The following is a 16,661-nucleotide window of genomic DNA, read 5'->3' on the forward strand; positions in this document are numbered from 1 at the left end:
ACCTCCCTCCGTGCCTTCCTCCGCCACGCGGCCGGAGCCCCCGCCCGCCGTGGCCGACGACTCCGCCGGGCCCGGCATGCTGCGCCTGGCCACGGCCTCGCTCGCCGGGACGGCGATCGAGTTCTACGACTTCTTCGTGTACGGGACGGCCGCCGCCCTCGTGCTCGGCCCGCTCTTCTTCCCCTCCTTCTCCCCGCTCGCCGGTACCCTCGCCGCCTTCGGCACCTTCGGCGTCGGCTTCCTGGCCCGCCCGCTCGGCTCGGTGGTCTTCGGCCACATCGGCGACCGCTACGGCAGGCGCCCGGTGCTGCTCGCCTCCCTCCTGCTCACCGGCCTCGCCACGGTGGCCGTCGGCTGCGTGCCCTCGTATGGCTCGATCGGCACGGCCGCGCCGGTACTCCTGCTCCTGCTGCGCTTCCTGCAGGGCCTCGGACTGGGCGGGGAGTGGGGCGGCGCCGTCCTGCTGACCGCCGAACACGCCCCTGAGCAGCGGCGCGGACTGTGGTCGAGCTTCCCGCAGATGGGCCCGCCGGTGGGCTTCCTGCTCGCCAACGGCCTGATGCTGGGGCTGTCCGCGTCACTGACCGATGCCCAGTTCACCGCCTGGGGGTGGCGGGTGCCGTTCTGGGCGGCCGGGGTGCTGGCGCTGGCCGGGCTGTGGCTGCGCCGCTCGGTGGAGGAGACCCCGCAGTTCCGGGCGCTCGCCGCGACGGACCGGCGGGCCGAGGCCCCACTGGCCGAGGTCTTCCGAGGCCACTGGCGGTTGCTCCTGCTGACCGGCGGGGCGCTCGCGATCGGGTACGCCGTCTTCTACGCGGTCACCACCTGGTCCCTCGCCTATGCAGCCGATCACCTCGCGGTGGGCCGCACGGCGATGCTGGCCTGCATCATGGTCGCGGTCGCGGTGATGGGTCTGGTGACCCCGGTGGTCGCGGTGCTCGGCGACCGTTACGGACGGCGGCCGCTGTGCCTGATCGGGTGCACGATCTGCGTGGTGTGGATGTTCCCGCTGGTGGCGCTGTTGCGGACGGCCGATCCGCTGCTGATGACGGTGGGCTTCGTCGGTGCTCTGGTGGGCATGGTGACGATGTTCTCGGTGGTGGCCGCGTACCTGCCCGAGCTGTACGCGCCGCGGATCCGCTGCACGGGCGCGGCCGTCGGCTACAACCTGGGCGGGGTACTGGGCGGGGCGCTGACCCCGATCGTGGCGACGGCGCTGGCGGACGGTTCCGGTCCGCCGTGGGGCGTCGCGCTGTACCTGACCGGGATCGCCCTGGTGAGCCTGGTCTGTTTCGCGGTGCTGCCGGAGACCGGTCCGGCGGCCGTGTCGAAGCGGACGGCCGCGGGTCGGGCAACGGAAACGGGGGCGGCCGAAACGGCCGCCCCCGCTTAGGTCCTTCGATCAGGTTACGCGTCGACGTTCTCCGGGCGGGCGGCGGCCTCGGCCGCCGCCTGCTTCTTGGAGGCGATCAGGCTGGTGATCGTGGTGATGACCAGGACACCGCAGATGACGCCGAGGGAGACCGGGATCGAGATCACCGGAACGTGGACGCCGCTCTCGTGCAGGGCGTGCAGCACCAGCTTGATGCCGATGAAGCCCAGGATGATGGAGAGGCCGTAGCTGAGGTGGACCAGCTTCTTCAGCAGGCCGCCGATGAGGAAGTACAGCTGGCGCAGGCCCATGAGGGCGAAGGCGTTGGCCGTGAAGACGATGTACGGGTCCTGGGTGAGGCCGAAGATCGCCGGGATGGAGTCCAGGGCGAACAGCACGTCGGTGGTGCCGATGGCGAGCATGACGACCATCAGGGGGGTCAGCACGCGCTTGCCGTTGTTGACGATGAAGAGCTTGGTGCCGTGGTACTGGTCGGCGACGCCGAACTTCTTCTCGACGGACTTGAGGAGACGGTTCTCCTCGAACTCCTCGTCGTCCTCGTCCTTGCGGGCCTCCTGGATCAGCTTCCAAGCGGTGTAGATCAGGAACGCGCCGAAGATGTAGAAGACCCAGGAGAAGCTGGCGATGATCGCGGCGCCGGCGGCGATGAAGACCGCGCGCAGGACCAGGGCGATCAGAACGCCGATGAGCAGCACGCGCTGCTGGAGGTGGGACGGCACCGCGAACTTCGCCATGATCAGGACGAAGACGAAGAGGTTGTCGACGCTCAGCGACTTCTCGGTGATGAAGCCCGCGAAGAACTCCTGGGACGCCTGGGGGTTGCCGAAGAACCACAGGCCGAGGCCGAAGAGTGCGGCGAGGACGATCCAGACGACCGTCCAGGTGCCGGCCTCCTTGATCGACACGTCGTGCGGCTTGCGGCCGATGAAGAAATCGGCACCGATGAGGAGGGACAGACCAAGAATGGTCGCGACCCAAAGGGCCCAGGAAACTTCCATGGTGAACACGCCTCCGGCGGATGGCTCAGCACTTCGTCAGCGTCATCGCTGCCGGAGGTCTCTTCCACCCGGACGGCCTGGAGGCCGTGGGCCGACGCCCCGGGACCGACTGCGCACGTGTGGCCGCAGTGGTCCGTATTGACGGGTACGTCGTAGCAGGAAAGCAGGAATACTCCCCTCCGCACGTACGAGCTTACCCGCCGGAAGCGGTAAAGGTAAAGGGAACACCAAAGAATGGTCACGGACGGGTAGTGCGCCGGGCCTCCGCCACCCGGTCCAGTGCCTGGTCGAGGACCCTGCTGCCCTGCGGGGGCAGGTCCGGTTCGAAGGTCCAGGCGTGATGGACCCAGGGGTCGGCGAGGTGGTTGTCGGGCACCGGCGAGAGCCGCATCAGGGAGCGCCACAATGGATCGAGCAGCGGCCCGTAGGCCGAAGCCTCGTCGCGGTCCGCGACCATCAGCAGGTGCACGCCGACCGCCGCGCCCTCGTCGGCGAGGTAGCGCAGCTGAGTGACGGCGCGGTCGTCGAAGCCGTGCGGGAAGTCGTGCACGATCAGCAGCTGGTCGGACGTGTCCACGTCCGGCGGCAGGTCCTCGGGGGCGCCGGCCCGCAGCGCCATCTGTACGAGGTCCACCCGTCGGGTCAGCAGCGCCAGGGTCTGGGTGACCCCGGTGGCCCCGGCGGCGGGCGGGCCGGCCAGCACCCCGGCGCGTACGAGCGGCGCCAGGGAGGCGGTTCCGGCCCCGGCCGCATCGATGACGTGCACGGAGAACCGGTCCGCGGGATGGACGGCGAGCAAGCGGACCGCCAAGGCGACGGCCATGTCCATGGCGGCCCGGCGCAACCGGTCGGTGTCCATGGTCATCGCGGCCTCGGATCCGGTGCGGCCGTTGTCGATCCAGAGCCCGCGCTCCAGCGGGACCCGGGTCAGCATGGGGACGCGCAGATCGGGCCGCTCGGGCAGGTGCAGGTCCCCCAGGCGCAGGGCCAGCGGGCTCTCCTCGGGCGCGCGGTGACCGTGCCAGACGGGGTTGTCCCAGCGGGCGTACGCGGCCGGCAGTGCGGGCTCGACCACCTCCGACTCGGCGATCAGCTGGGCCAGGTCCCGGTCGAGGACGGCTTGGGCCTGGGCGACGAGCTCGTCGCGGCGGGCCCGCGCGGTGTCGCGGGCCGCGTTCCCGGAGCCGCCGAGGCGGTGGCGCGGGTCGGACAGAGCCTCGTCGAGCTCGCGGTCCATGCGGGAGTCGGCGAACTCGACGGCGCTGCGGTAGGCGGCGACCGTGCGGGCCAGGTCCTCGAACATCCCCCAGACCTGGTTGTAGAGCCGCTCCTCCATGGACCAGCCGCTGGCGTCGCCGGCGACGGGCCGCGGGTGCTGTCCGGGTTCCTCCGGTGCGGCGGCCCGCGGCGCGGGCTCGGGCGGCTCGGCACTGGTGCGGCGGCGGCGCGGGTGGGCGTAGCTGATGGTGGGCGGGGAGCCCGCGGTGTCGCCACCGGACGCTGGTCCGGGCGCACCGGCGTACGGGTGTCCGGTGACCGGAACGGGGTCCGGCGGTTCGGGGGCGGGCGCGGGGGCCTGCGGCGGGGTCTGCGGGGCGCACAGGTCGCCGACGTGGGTCGGCATGGTCGCCAGGGTGGCGTCGGCCCCCGCGGTGCGCGGGGTCGTGCCAAGCACGGCGGCTGCCAGCTCCGCGGCGGCCGGGGCGGACAGCCCGCCGTCGGCGAGCAGGGCGCCGAGGCCCTCGGCGTAGCCCTGGCCCACGGCGCGGACCTTCCAGGCACCCTGGCGCCGGTACAGCTCCAGGGCGACGACGGCCGTCTCGGCGTCGAGCCCCGTCAGGGTGTAGCCGGCGAGCTCGCCGCCGTCCGGGTCGGCCACGGCCACGTAGGAGGCCGGTACCGCGCCGAAGCGGACCGGGCCGCCGGGCGGGAGGACGAGGAGTACGCCGAGCCGGTGGACGTCCGCCGCGACCTCGTCGAGGTCAACGGCGAAGGTGTGCCGCTCGGCGAGCTCGCCCGGCGATTCGACGCCGGGAAGGGACCTGGCGCCCGGGTGGGCGAGTGTCCCGTTGCCGGCGAACCGGCCCTGCTCGTCGGCGAGAGAGGCCAGGGCGAGCACGGGCGTGCCCGCCGAAACCCTGATCTCCACCCGACTCTGGGACACGGGGTGGTTCTGCCCCCGGACCAGTTCGGCCGTCATCGTGCAGCCCCTCCCCCGTGCCTTCTTCTCTTGTCCGGTACTGCTACAGGTGCGGCAGGATCGCCGGCATGAGGTCCTGGAAGGTGCGGCCGTTGGCCGGGTTCCCGAGGGCCGTCATCTGCCAGCCGGAGCCCACGCGGGACACCTTGGCCATGATCTGCGCGGTGTACTGACCGCCGCCGTCGAGGGTGTAGCGGGCCAGCTCCTGGCCGTTGGTCTCGTCGACGATGCGGCAGAACGCGTTCTGCACTTCCTGGAACGTCTGGCCGGTGAAGGAGTTCACCGTGAAGACGATCTGGTCGATGTGCACCGGCACGCGCTGGAGGTCGACGAGGATCGCCTCGTCGTCCCCGCCCTGGCCGACGCCGCCGACGAGGTTGTCACCGGTGTGGCGCACCGAGCCGTCGTCGCTCTGCAGGTGCCGGAAGAAGACCACGTCGACGGGCTGCTTGTCGGCGAAGAGCACCGCCGAGGCGTCGAGGTCGATCTCCCGCGTCCGCGAGCCGAACAGTCCGCGACGCTTCGCCGCCTGCCAGCCGAGGCCCATCCGGACCGCGGTCAGCGTGCCTCCGTCCGCCTTCTGCAGACTGATGGCCTGACCCTTGGTCATGTTGACCGTCACGTACTGTCCCCTCTCCCTGGCCCGCCCGATGACGGGTGTGCAGCATGTACCTGTGGCTGTGACCCAACCCTACTGACCGGCCCCCGGTCAGGCGAGGCCCGCTTCCTTCATCTGCCGCAACTCCTTCTTCAGCTCGCCCACCTCGTCCCGGATCCGGGCGGCGACCTCGAACTGGAGCTCGGCGGCGGCCCCGCGCATGCGTTCGGTCATCTGCTCGATGAGGGCGGCCAGTTCGGCTGCGGGCCGGTCGGTGAGCACCTCGGCGCCCGCCGCCCCCTTCGCGCCCTTCGCACCCTTTCCACCCGTCTTGCCCGCGGCCGACCGGCCGCCGAGCGCCGGCACCGGGGCCTTGGCGCCCTTGCCGTCCTTCGCCTGCCGGTATCCGGTGCCGAGCAGCTCCTCGGTGTCCAGTTCCTCGCGGGCGATGGTGGCGACGATGTCGTTGATCTTCTTGCGCAGCGGCTGCGGATCGATCCCGTTCGCCGTGTTGTAGGCGATCTGCTTCTCGCGGCGCCGGTTGGTCTCCTCGATGGCCTTCTCCATCGCCGGGGTCATCTTGTCCGCGTACATGTGGACCTGGCCGGACACGTTGCGCGCGGCACGGCCGATGGTCTGGATCAGGGAGGTCCCGGAGCGCAGGAAGCCCTCCTTGTCGGCGTCGAGGATCGCCACCAGCGACACCTCGGGCAGGTCGAGGCCCTCGCGGAGCAGGTTGATGCCGACCAGCACGTCGTACTCGCCGGCCCGCAGCTCGCGCAGCAGCTCGATGCGGCGCAGGGTGTCCACGTCGCTGTGCAGGTACCGCACCTGGATGCCGAGCTCCAGGAAGTAGTCCGTGAGGTCCTCGGCCATCTTCTTGGTGAGGGTGGTGACGAGGATCCGCTCGTCCTTCTCGACCCGCTGCCGAATCTCGTGGACCAGGTCGTCGATCTGCCCCTCGGTGGGCTTGACCACGACCTCGGGATCGATGAGGCCGGTGGGGCGGATGATCTGTTCGACGAAGCCGTCGCCGCGCGAGAGCTCGTACTTTCCGGGGGTCGCCGACAGGTAGACGGTCTGGCCGATGCGCTCCTGGAACTCCTCCCACTTCAGCGGCCGGTTGTCCAGCGCGGACGGCAACCGGAACCCGTGGTCGACCAGGGTGCGCTTGCGGGAGGCGTCGCCCTCGTACATGGCGCCGATCTGCGGCACGGTGACGTGCGACTCGTCGATGACCAGGAGGAAGTCCTCCGGGAAGTAGTCGATGAGGGTGTTGGGCGCGGAGCCGCGCTCGCGGTCGTCCATGTGCAGCGAGTAGTTCTCGATGCCGGAGCAGGACCCGATCTGGCGCATCATCTCCAGGTCGTACGTGGTGCGCATGCGCAAGCGCTGCGCCTCCAGCATCTTGCCCTGCTTCTCCAGCTCGGCTAGGCGCTCGGTCAGCTCCGCCTCGATGCCGCGGACCGCCTTCTCCATGCGCTCGGGGCCGGCGACGTAGTGGCTGGCGGGGAAGACGTACAGCTCGCGGTCCTCGCTGATGACCTCGCCGGTCAGCGGGTGCAGGGTGGAGAGGGCCTCGATCTCGTCGCCGAACATTTCGATGCGGACGGCCAGTTCCTCGTAGACCGGGAAGATCTCGATCGTGTCCCCGCGCACCCGGAAGGTGCCGCGGGTGAAGGCGACGTCGTTGCGCGTGTACTGGATGTCCACGAAACGGCGCAGCAGCTGGTCCCGGTCAATCTCCTCGCCCACCTTGAGGGAGACCATCCGGTCGACGTACTCCTGCGGGGTACCGAGACCGTAGATGCAGGACACGGAGGCGACGACGATCACGTCGCGCCGGGTCAGCAACGAGTTGGTCGCGGAGTGGCGCAGCCGCTCCACCTCTTCGTTGATCGAGGAGTCCTTCTCGATGTACGTGTCCGACTGCGGTACGTAGGCCTCGGGCTGGTAGTAGTCGTAGTACGAGACGAAGTACTCGACGGCGTTGTTCGGCAGGAGCTCGCGGAACTCGTTCGCCAGCTGGGCGGCGAGCGTCTTGTTCGGCGCCATGACCAAGGTGGGGCGCTGGAGCTTCTCGATCATCCAGGCGGTCGTCGCCGACTTACCGGTGCCGGTCGCACCCAGCAGGACGACGTCCTTCTCACCTGCACGGATGCGCTTTTCCAGCTCGGCGATGGCCGCCGGCTGGTCGCCGCTGGGCTGGTAGGGGCTGACGACCTCGAAAGGCGCCACCGTGCGTTCGATCTTCGATACGGGCCGCATGGGTCAACCGTACGACCCCCCACTGACACTCACGCGCCCCCGCGGGTCGGCGGCGCGCTCCGGCCGCTGCCGGCCGCCCGAACCGCTGTCATTCGTTCTGGTCCGTTTGTCGTAGTTCGGTGGCGGCTCGGTGATCTTCAACCCCATGATCGCCGTGAAGTGCATCGCCACAACGTCTGCCGCTCCGCACCCGTCTGACGCAGGAACAGGGCTCACGACCCGAGGAGAACGCACATGTACGTCCGACCCGCCGCCGCGGCCGCCGCCGCATTCCTGGGCTTCACCCTCACCCTGCTGGGCGGGACGGCTTCGTACGCCGCCGCCGGACCCGCCACCGGCACCGGCACCGGCACCGGCACGGGAATCGACACCGGCGCCGGAGCCGGCCGCGCCGCGCTGGGGGGTCCCGTCGTGTACGCCCACCGGGGGGCCTCCGCGTACGCCCCGGAGAACACCCTCGACGCGATCGACCTGGCGATGCAGATGGGCTTCGACTGGGTCGAGAACGACGTGCAGCGCACCAAGGACGGCGTGCTGGTGGTGATCCACGACGACACCCTGGCCCGGACCACCGACGTCGAGCAGCGGTTCCCGGACCGGGCGCCCTGGAAGGTCAAGGACTTCACCTGGGCCGAGATCTCCGTGCTGGACGCGGGCCGCTGGTTCGGCGACGAGTACGCGGGCGCCTCCGTGCCCAGCCTGCGGCAGTACCTCGACCGGGTACAGCGCAACCGGCAGCGGCTGCTGCTGGAGATCAAGAAGCCGGAGCTGTACCCGGGGATCGAGGAGCAGATCCTGAAGGTGTTGGACGAAGCCGGCTGGCTCGACGCGCGCCACGTCGCGCAGCGCCTGGTGGTGCAGAGCTTCAGCGCGGACTCCGTGCGCATCGTGCACGGGCTGCGACCGGACCTGGTGACGGCCTTCCTGGGCACCCCCACCGTGGCGGACCTGCCGCGCTACGCGGAGTTCACCGACCGCATCAATCCGTGGCACACGACGATCTCGGCCGACTGGGTCTCGGCCGTGCACGACCTGCGCGGCGCCCACGGCAAGGCCATGGAGGTGGACACCTGGATCGTGGACGACGCGGCCACCGCCCGGAAGGTGCAGGCCATGGGGGTGGACGGGATCATCACCAACGCCCCGGACGTGGTCCAGGACGCGGTCGGCGGGTTCTGACCCCAGGCCCCGTCCGGACGGACGGACGGGCAGGCGGGCGGACGGACGGGCGCGCGGACAGGCGATGTGGCCAACATCCACAACCGTGACCGCTCCGTCGGTGCGTGGTCGTACCGTAAAAGCGTGGACAGCACCGAGCGGCCCCGCGGGCCGCACCTCGAATGGACCGTCGTCGCCAGCGACATCGGGCCCCTGCTCCTGGCCGCGACCCCGGAAGGGCTGGTCCGGGTCGAATTCCATGCCGAGCCGGACCGGGTCGACAGGATGATCCGCTCGCTCGTCTCCCGGCTCGGCGCCGACGCCCGGCGTCCCGCGCCGAGCGAGGAAGTGCTGCTGGCCGAACCGATACGCCAGCTCACCGCATACTTCGCGGGGTCGCTGCGCCGCTTCGAGCTGCCACTGGACTGGCGCCTGAGCTCCGGCTTCAACCGACAGGTGCTCCAGGAGCTGGACCGCTCCGTGCCCTACGGAGCGGTCGTCGGATACGGGGAGCTGGCCGCCCGCGCCGGACAGCCCGGCGCCGCCCAGGCCGTGGGCAACGCCATGGGCTCGAACCCGCTGCCGCTGGTGGTGGCCTGCCACCGGGTCGTGGAGAACGACGGGGGCATCGGCGGATTCGGCGGCGGGGTGGAGACCAAGCGGCAGCTGCTCGCACTGGAGGGCGTGCTCCCGCAGCCGCTGTTCTGATGCGGGGCCCTGAGCTGCGGATCTGGCTCGCGGAGCGGGCTGCGGACCGGACCGCGGACCGGCCGGGCTCCGGCACGGTTCCGCCGGACGGTAAGGGCTGGCACACTGCGGCGGTGACTACTCCTGCCGCCGCACCCGGCCTCCCCGCGTCCCCCGCGCCCCGTGCCACGCACCCGCGCGGCCGGTGTACGCCGTGACCGCCTCGCCCGACACCGACCGGCCCGTGCGTCCCCTCGGCCCGCCCGAGCTGGCCCGGCTGCAGCGCCGCACCTCCCGGGTGCTCATGGCCGGCCAGGTCCTCGGCGGCCTCGGCGTGCCGATCAGCATCGCCCTGGCCCCCGTACTCGCCACCGAGGTCAGTGGTACCGAGGCACTGTCCGGCGTCGCCTCCACCGCCGCGGTGATCGGTACCGCCCTCGTCTCGCTGCCGCTCGCCGCGCTGATGAACGCGCGCGGCCGGCGCCCCGGGCTGGTCCTGGCCTACGGGATCGGCGCCGTCGGCGCGGGACTGGTCGTCCTCGCCGCCACGATCGCGAGCTTCCCGCTGCTGCTGCTCGGCATGGCCGCCTTCGGCGCCGCCTCCTCCGCCAACCTGCAGGCCCGGTTCGCCGCTGCGGACCTCGCGGCCCCGGACCACCGCGCCCGCGCCATCTCGGTCGTGGTCTGGGCGTCGACCGTCGGCGCGGTGCTCGGGCCCAACCTGTCCGCACCGGCCAGCCACAGCTTCGCCGGCACCGCGATACCCGAGACGGCCGGCCCGTTCGTCTGGGCCGCCGTCGTCTTCCTGCTCACCGGCACGCTGATCGGCGTGCTCCTGCGCCCCGACCCGCTGCTGACGGCCCGGGCGCTGGCCGCGCCCGAGGAGCAGACCCGCGAAGGGCGCTCGCTGCGGGCCGGCTTCGCCGCAGTGAAGGCCTCGCCGCGGGCCCGGCTCGCCCTGCTCACCGTCGCCGTGTCGCACACCACCATGGTCTCGATCATGGTGATGACCCCGATGGACCTGGGTCACCACGGGGCCGGCCTGGAGCTCATCGGGCTGGTGATCAGCGGTCACATCGCGGGCATGTTCGCCTTCTCCCCCGTGATGGGCTGGCTCGCGGACCGGCTCGGTCGGCTCTCCGTGATCGGACTGGCCGCCGGGCTCCTGTCCGTCGCCGCGCTGCTCGCCGGAACGGCCGGGCCCAGCCACGGCCGGAGCGCGCTCGGCCTCTTCCTGCTCGGCCTCGGCTGGTCCGCCGGGATGGTGTCCGGCTCGGCCCTGCTGACGGACTCGGTGCCGCAGCCCGCGCGGGCCGCCGTACAGGGGCTGAGCGACCTCACGATGAACGCGGCCGCCGGCGTGGGCGGAGCGGCCGCCGGGCTCATCATGTCCGGGGCGGGCTACGGCTGGCTGAACGCCGTCGGCGCCGCGCTGCTGTTGCCGATGGCGGCGCTCGCACTGTTCACCGCGCGCCGCCACCCCCTGCCCGGGGCCGCGTCCACGCCCGCGCCCGCGTCCGGGTCCGCGTCCGCGAAGGGCGTCAGTAGCTGATGTGGTAGGCCTTGCGCAGCGTCTCGTGCACGGTCCAGGTGGTCCGGTCGCCCTCCCGGAGCACGCAGGCGGAGCCGGGGCCAACCTCCAGGGTCCCGCCGCCCTCGACCTCGACGGTGGCGCGGCCGCTGACCACCACGAAGAGCTCGTTCGCCTCGATGTCGGTGACGACACCGGGGGTGATCTGCCAGATCCCGCGCACCTGCTTGCCGTCGGCCGACTCCCACAGGACCTTGCCCGTCACGACGGGGTCGCCGGAGACGATCTGCTCGGGGTCGAGGTCGTCCGCCTCCAGTTCGACGTCCGCGACGGAGACGGAGAAGGAGGCGGGGGCGGTGGGGTGATCACTGGTGCTCATGCCGCGCCAGCCTAGTGCGGCCCGCCGCGCGAAGCGGTGACCACAGCGTCCAGGAACGGCCCGCCGGAAGAGTCATCGTGTCCAGCGCCCGCCCCGTTCACGGCCCTGCCGGGCGCCTGGCGGCGAGTACCGGCTGGTGGAAGCCGGTGTCCGCCGGTGCGTGCCAGAGCGGGTCGGCGAACCCGGACCGTCGGACGTACCCGGTCGTCTCCTCCTCCGGCAGCGCCCAGTACGTGGCGCTCGACGTCCGCGCGGTCCAGGTGTCGCCTGTCGGCAGGAGCTGGAAGAGCTCCACGTCGTACCGCTCCCCGTCGGCGTGCCAGTGCCACAGCTGGAAGGTGATGGTCCGCCCGTCGGGGCCGGTGCGGACGCGTGGGGCCTCGCTCTGCGGGCGGGCCCGGAGCAGCTCGCCGTACGGACGGGTGGAGAGCAGCAGCAGCCCGCCGGGCCGCAGCACCCGCCGGGTTTCGGCCAGTGCGGCGCGCACGTCCTCGGCGGTGAGCAGGTGCGGCAGCGCGTTGTCGGCGCAGACCACGGCGTCGAAGGAGGCGTCCGCGAAGGGGAGGGCCCGCATGTCGGCGACGGCCGCGGGGAGCGTGAGCGAACGCTGTGCGGCCTCGCGGGCGGCACGGGCGACGGAGGCGGGGCTGAGGTCGGTCCCGGTGACCCGATGGCCCAGCGCCGCAAGGCCCAGCGATTGGGTTCCGATGCCGCAGGCGTTGTCGAGCACGGTGTGCGGTCCCGGCCCCAGTGCGGCGGTGAGCAGGGCGTCGAGGGCCCGGCCCTGGCGGGCGGTGCTCGCCTCCCAGTCGGCGTAGATGAGGTCGTAGCGGTCGGCCAGCTCGTCGTAGAAGGCGCGCGTGTCCATGGGGGAACGCTACTCGGACAGGTTGGGACGGGTGTGACGGGTGAGAGTTTGGGGGCGCCAATCCCGTGCCATGGATGGGGACATGTCACAGCACAGAGCATCTGAGATCCCGGTCCTGTCGGCAGAGGTACGCGAGGCGCTGGCCCGGGGTAGGCCCGTGGTGGCCCTGGAGTCGACGATCATCGCGCACGGTCTGCCCCGCCCCCGCAACCTGGCGGTGGGCCTCGAACTGGAGGCCCTGGTGCGCGCGGAAGGCGCGGTTCCGGCGACGATCGCGGTCCTGGAAGGGGTGGCGCACGCGGGCCTGGACAAGGCGCAGCTGGAGCGGATCGCGGGCGGCGAGGGCGTACGCAAGCTCGGCCACCGGGATCTGGCTCCCGCGCTGGCGACGGGGGCGACCGGTGCGACGACGGTGTCCGCGACGGCCTTCCTCGCCGCCCGGGCGGGCCTGCGGGTCTTCGCGACAGGCGGGCTGGGCGGCGTGCACCGGGAGTGGGCGCAGACGCAGGACGAGTCGGCGGACCTGGCGCTGCTGGCGCGGACGCGGATCACCGTGGTGTGCGCGGGGGTGAAGTCGATCCTGGACGTGCCGGGCACGTTGCAGCGGCTGGAGACGCTGGGGGTGGGGGTGCTCGGCTACGGAACGGACCGCTTCCCCGGGTTCTATCTGGCCGACTCCGGCGAGCCGGTGGACTGGACGGTGCACGGGCCCGAGGAGGTCGCCGCGGTGATGGCCGCTCAGGACGCGCTGGGCGGTGCGGATTCGGCGCTGCTGGTGGCCAATCCGGTGGCGCGGGAGGAGCAGCTGGATCCCGAGCTGCACGACCGGGTACTGGCGCAGGCGCTCGCCGAGTGCCACGAGCGCGGGATCACGGGTCAGGCGGTGACGCCGTTCCTGCTGGGGTTCTTGGCACGGGCGACGGCCGGGGCCTCGCTGGAGGCGAACCTGGCGGCGGTGCGCGGCAACGTGCGGCTCGGTGCCCGGATCGCGGGGGCCTGGGCGGCACGGGCGTGACCGGGCCGGGGGCGCTGCTCGTCGTCGGGGACGTGGTGACGGACGTGGTGGCCATACATCCGGAGCCACTTGCTCCGGCCACCGACACGGCTGCCCGCATCCGGACCCTGCCGGGCGGGGCCGGGGCCAACGCGGCCTGCTGGGCGGCCCGTACGGGGACCGCCGAGGTACGGCTCCTGGCGCGGGTGGGCGCCGAGTCGGCGCGCTGGCACGAGCGGGCACTGGTGGACGCGGGGGTGCGGCCGAGGCTGGTGGTCGACGCGCAGGAGCCGACCGGGACGGTGATCGCGCTGGTCGGCAAGGACGCGGAGCGGACGTTCCTGACCGACAGCGGGGCCTCGCTGCGGCTGTGTCCGGCCGACTGGAGCCCCTCCCTGCTGGACGGGGCGGCCCATCTCCACCTGTCCGGTTACCTGTTCTTCGCCGACAGCAGCCGGGAGCTGGCCGTGATCGCGCTGCGGGCGGCCCGGACCCGGGGGGTGCAGGTGAGCGTGGACCCCGCCTCGGCCGGATTCCTGGCGGCGCTGGGGCCGCAGCGCTTCCTGGACGCCGTGGCGGGGGTGGACGTGCTGCTGCCGAACGAGGACGAGGCCCGACTGCTGGCCGGATTGCCGGAGCCGACGGGGGTGGCCCGGGCGGCCGCGGAGCTCAGCCGGCGGGTGCCGCTGGTGGTGGTGACCCGCGGCGCGGCCGGGGCGCTGATCGCCGAACGCGGCCGGGTCACCGCAGAGGTCGCGGCGGAGCCGGCCCTGGCGGTGGACTCCACGGGCGCCGGCGACGCCTTCACCGGGGGCTTCCTCGCGGCCCGGCTGGAGGGCGCGGACCCGGCCGGGGCCGCCCGTGCCGGATGCCGGGCGGCGGCCCTGGCGGTGACCCGGCCGGGCGGTCGGCCGTAGGGGCGTCCCGCCGGTCGGCCCGTCGGTCGGCCCGTCCCGGCCCGTCAGCGGCTCCGGATGCCGGTCCAGGCGGGGTGGCGGGGGTCGTCGGCCCGGACCGCCGCGTCGGCGGCCGACCCCGGGTCGGTGTCGGCCTCGTAGCGCGCGAAGGCGGGCAGTGTCCAGCGCGCGGATTCCTCGGTGCGGCGGGCGAGCGCGCCGGCGGAGAGCCGGATGTGGACGCTCAGGTCGAAGGGGAACCAGTGGCCCAGCAGCAGCGGGCCGTGTACGAGCAGCACGCCGCCGGGCGGGAGGGTCACGTAGGGACTGCGGGTCGCCCGGTCGGTCACCGGGTCCCAGAGGTCCGGGAGGACCCGCCCGCTGCCGCCGGGGTCGGTCGGGCCGAAGACCTCCCGCCAGAGCGCGGCCGTGTCGTACCAGGCGCCGAGGTAGGAGTCCACGTCCTGCCGGCCGAACTCGAAGCGGAGGGAGGCCGGTCGCAGGAAACCGTCGGCCGGCACCACCAGGGACGGGTGGCCGCGCAGGCGCAGTGCTTCGGCGAGCTCGCCGGCGAGCACGCCGGTCCCGGCGGCGGGGGCGCCGTCGATGCCCACCCGCTGCCAACTGCCCGGCGCGGGGGCCCGGCCGGGGTCGTCGAGGTGACCGGCGAGCCGCTCGGCCATCCGCTGCCATGTGATCGCTTCCCACTGCACGGGCCCATTGTCAGTGGTGGGCCTTAGAGTTTTTCACGAGGGATCACCGGCCGAAAGGGAGCCGGCGGCGCTGCCTTTGGGGAGGGGTTTGTCATGGCTCGGGAGACGACGTATCTGGAGCTGTCGCAGGACGACGGCGCGGCACACAAGTTCTACGAGGTGACGGTCGACGGCGCGTCCGTGTCCGTGCGGTACGGGCGCATCGGCGCGGACGGCCAGCTGCAGACCTCCGGTTTCCCGAGCGCCGAGAAGGCCCGCGCGGCCGCTGCGAAGAAGATCGGGGAGAAGGTGCGCAAGGGGTACGCCCCGGCCGTGCAGGGGCAGCGCGCCGCCCGGTCGGTGACCCGCCGCCAGGTGGCCTCGGCGCCCTCGACGGCGCGCGCGGTGGCTCCGGTGCTGTGGCGCTTCCGGACCGGTTCGTCGGCCTTCGGCATCCATGTGGACGAGGACCGCTGCTGGGTGGGCAACCAGGCGGGCGACGTGTACACGCTGAGCCACGGCGGTGAGGTGCTCGCCCGGTATTCGCTTCCGGACGGGGTGAAGTGCCTGGTGGCGGACGAGTTCTGGATATACGCGGGCTGTGACGACGGCACGGTGTACGACCTGTCGTCGAAGGTGCCCTTCGGGGCCTACGCGATCGCGGCGGACGTGGACATCTACTGGCTCGACATCCACGAGGGCGTGCTCAACGTCTCCGATGCGAACGGCGGCCTGACCGTCATCGACCACGAGGACGAGCACCAGTGGTCGCGGAAGTCCGGCGGGACGGGCGCCTGGATGGTCCGGGCGGACGAGCGGGCGGTCTTCCACGGGCACAGCGGTGGTGTGACGGCGTACGCGGCCGACGGCAGCGGGCAGTTGTGGCACACCAAGACCCCCGGCGGGGTGCTGTTCGGCTGGCAGGAGGAGCAGGCGGTGTACGCGGGTACGGCCCGCAACACGGTGCAGCGGCTCTCGAAGGCGACGGGGGCGGTGGAGGCCTCCTACGCGTGCGACGCCGCGGTGTACTCGTGTGCGACCTCGCCCGACGGGCGGCACGTCTTCGCCGGCGACTCCTCCTCCTCGGTCTACTGCTTCGACGCCGACGGCCGACGGCTGTGGAAGCTGGGGACGGGCGGCGGGTCGGCGCTGTCCATGCAGTACCTGGACGGGCGGCTGTACCTCGTCACCACGGACGGGTCGCTGGTCTGCGTGGACGCGACCGAGCAGGCGATCGCGGCGGCCCAGCAGGGCTCGGTGCCCGCGCCCATGGACGTGAAGTCGGCGGCGGCGCTCCCGGTGTTCACCCCGGCCGCGTCGGCCTCGGCGGTGGCGACGGTTTCGATGGCCTCGGTGGCCGCTTCACCGGCTGGCGGTGTGGTGGTGGAGTGCGTCCAGCAGGGCGGCCGGATGCGGGTGCAGGTGGTGTCGGAGGGCTTTGAGTCCTCCTGGAACGTCCAGTTCCCGCGCGGGATACGGGAGCCCGGCGCCCGGTACGTGGTCGAGGGGCTGCACGCCGCCTCAGGGGGCTTCTACCGGGTCCGCGGAGAAATACGTCGGCTTGTGTGAGCGACAGGCCGCCTGCGTGGCACCGGCCGGTGCCGGGGTGGGTATCGCGAAGGGAACCCCCACCGGGAGCGCGGGCGTGACGTGGAGCACGACCGGCTCGGTGCCGAGGTTGTGGCCCAGGTGGAGGTGGCCTATGCCCGCGGGCTCCACGAAGGTGGTCCCGGTCGTGTGCACCACGACGGTGCGGTCGTGCAGGACCCGGGTCAGGGTCCCGGCTATGACCACCGCCTCGAGTCTGACCCGGTGGAAGTGCCAGCCGGTGCAGCCGCCCGGCGGTATGACTATCTCCCGGCCAGTCGCGGCCGTGGCGACGCTTGCTCCGCCCGGACGTGCCGTCATCTTCAGCTGCCCACCCATGTGACCCCCCTCTACGGACCGCCTGCGGTCCACCGCCCCACGGCAAAAGGGCCGCCGGGCATCCAGGAACGGT

At 72.4% G+C, this 16,661-nt stretch carries 15 protein-coding genes; 7 read left to right on the forward strand and 8 right to left on the reverse strand.

Features of this window, described 5'->3' with window-relative positions:
* Positions 1-76: 76 nt before the first annotated feature.
* A complete protein-coding gene (locus ACIQK6_RS13815; RefSeq protein ID WP_329108041.1) occupies positions 77-1,393 on the forward strand; it encodes an MFS transporter in 1,317 nt (438 codons plus the stop codon).
* Positions 1,394-1,407: 14 nt separating this feature from the next.
* Here the strand turns inward: ACIQK6_RS13815 and ACIQK6_RS13820 are convergent, their stop codons facing one another.
* The 4 genes from ACIQK6_RS13820 to uvrB all read right to left on the reverse strand — a co-directional run bounded on the left by ACIQK6_RS13820 (position 1,408) and on the right by uvrB (position 7,457).
* A complete protein-coding gene (locus tag ACIQK6_RS13820) occupies positions 1,408-2,391 on the reverse strand; it encodes a TerC family protein (RefSeq protein ID WP_402694859.1) in 984 nt (327 codons plus the stop codon).
* Positions 2,392-2,629: 238 nt separating this feature from the next.
* Entirely contained in the window at positions 2,630-4,591 is a 1,962-nt protein-coding gene (locus tag ACIQK6_RS13825; protein ID WP_329103173.1) for a TerD family protein, read from the reverse strand.
* Positions 4,592-4,634: 43 nt separating this feature from the next.
* Positions 4,635-5,213, reverse strand: coding sequence for a TerD family protein (locus ACIQK6_RS13830; protein ID WP_329103171.1), 579 nt, complete (start codon positions 5,211-5,213; stop codon positions 4,635-4,637).
* Between the two features lie 87 nt (positions 5,214-5,300).
* Complete coding sequence (gene uvrB, locus ACIQK6_RS13835) at positions 5,301-7,457, reverse strand: excinuclease ABC subunit UvrB (protein WP_329103169.1); 2,157 nt, start codon at positions 7,455-7,457, stop codon at positions 5,301-5,303.
* Positions 7,458-7,691: 234 nt separating this feature from the next.
* Here uvrB and ACIQK6_RS13840 point away from each other — a divergent pair, with 234 nt between their 5' ends.
* From ACIQK6_RS13840 to ACIQK6_RS13850, 3 genes are all read left to right on the forward strand, one after another.
* Complete coding sequence (locus ACIQK6_RS13840) at positions 7,692-8,636, forward strand: glycerophosphodiester phosphodiesterase (protein WP_402694860.1); 945 nt, start codon at positions 7,692-7,694, stop codon at positions 8,634-8,636.
* A 123-nt stretch (positions 8,637-8,759) separates the two neighbouring features.
* On the forward strand, positions 8,760-9,323 hold the full coding sequence (locus ACIQK6_RS13845; protein WP_402694861.1) for a methylated-DNA--[protein]-cysteine S-methyltransferase: 564 nt from the start codon (positions 8,760-8,762) through the stop codon (positions 9,321-9,323).
* Between the two features lie 193 nt (positions 9,324-9,516).
* On the forward strand, positions 9,517-10,854 hold the full coding sequence (locus tag ACIQK6_RS13850; protein WP_329103162.1) for an MFS transporter: 1,338 nt from the start codon (positions 9,517-9,519) through the stop codon (positions 10,852-10,854).
* Here the strand turns inward: ACIQK6_RS13850 and ACIQK6_RS13855 are convergent.
* Positions 10,844-11,212, reverse strand: coding sequence for a cupin domain-containing protein (locus ACIQK6_RS13855; RefSeq protein WP_329103160.1), 369 nt, complete (start codon positions 11,210-11,212; stop codon positions 10,844-10,846). The two genes, ACIQK6_RS13850 and ACIQK6_RS13855, sit on opposite strands and share 11 nt — an antisense overlap.
* Positions 11,213-11,309: 97 nt before the next feature.
* Complete coding sequence (locus ACIQK6_RS13860; protein ID WP_329103158.1) at positions 11,310-12,080, reverse strand: class I SAM-dependent methyltransferase; 771 nt, start codon at positions 12,078-12,080, stop codon at positions 11,310-11,312.
* Positions 12,081-12,162: 82 nt separating this feature from the next.
* Here ACIQK6_RS13860 and ACIQK6_RS13865 point away from each other — a divergent pair, with 82 nt between their 5' ends.
* On the forward strand, positions 12,163-13,095 hold the full coding sequence (locus tag ACIQK6_RS13865) for a pseudouridine-5'-phosphate glycosidase (protein WP_329103156.1): 933 nt from the start codon (positions 12,163-12,165) through the stop codon (positions 13,093-13,095).
* Entirely contained in the window at positions 13,092-13,991 is a 900-nt protein-coding gene (locus ACIQK6_RS13870) for a PfkB family carbohydrate kinase (protein WP_329103154.1), read from the forward strand. Before ACIQK6_RS13865 ends, ACIQK6_RS13870 begins: the two co-directional genes overlap by 4 nt.
* 44 nt (positions 13,992-14,035) lie before the next feature.
* Here the strand turns inward: ACIQK6_RS13870 and ACIQK6_RS13875 are convergent, their stop codons facing one another.
* Positions 14,036-14,683, reverse strand: a complete 648-nt coding sequence (locus tag ACIQK6_RS13875; RefSeq protein WP_329103152.1) for a uridine kinase — start codon at positions 14,681-14,683, stop codon at positions 14,036-14,038.
* A gap of 93 nt (positions 14,684-14,776) precedes the next feature.
* Between ACIQK6_RS13875 and ACIQK6_RS13880 the strand changes: the two genes are divergently transcribed.
* Complete coding sequence (locus ACIQK6_RS13880) at positions 14,777-16,231, forward strand: WGR domain-containing protein (protein ID WP_329103150.1); 1,455 nt, start codon at positions 14,777-14,779, stop codon at positions 16,229-16,231.
* Here the strand turns inward: ACIQK6_RS13880 and ACIQK6_RS13885 are convergent.
* Positions 16,184-16,588, reverse strand: coding sequence for a cupin domain-containing protein (locus ACIQK6_RS13885; RefSeq protein ID WP_329103148.1), 405 nt, complete (start codon positions 16,586-16,588; stop codon positions 16,184-16,186). The genes ACIQK6_RS13880 and ACIQK6_RS13885 overlap by 48 nt on opposite strands.
* Positions 16,589-16,661: the final 73 nt, after the last annotated feature.

This window comes from Streptomyces sp. NPDC091682 (genome assembly GCF_044756625.1).
Lineage (GTDB): Bacteria > Actinomycetota > Actinomycetes > Streptomycetales > Streptomycetaceae > Streptomyces.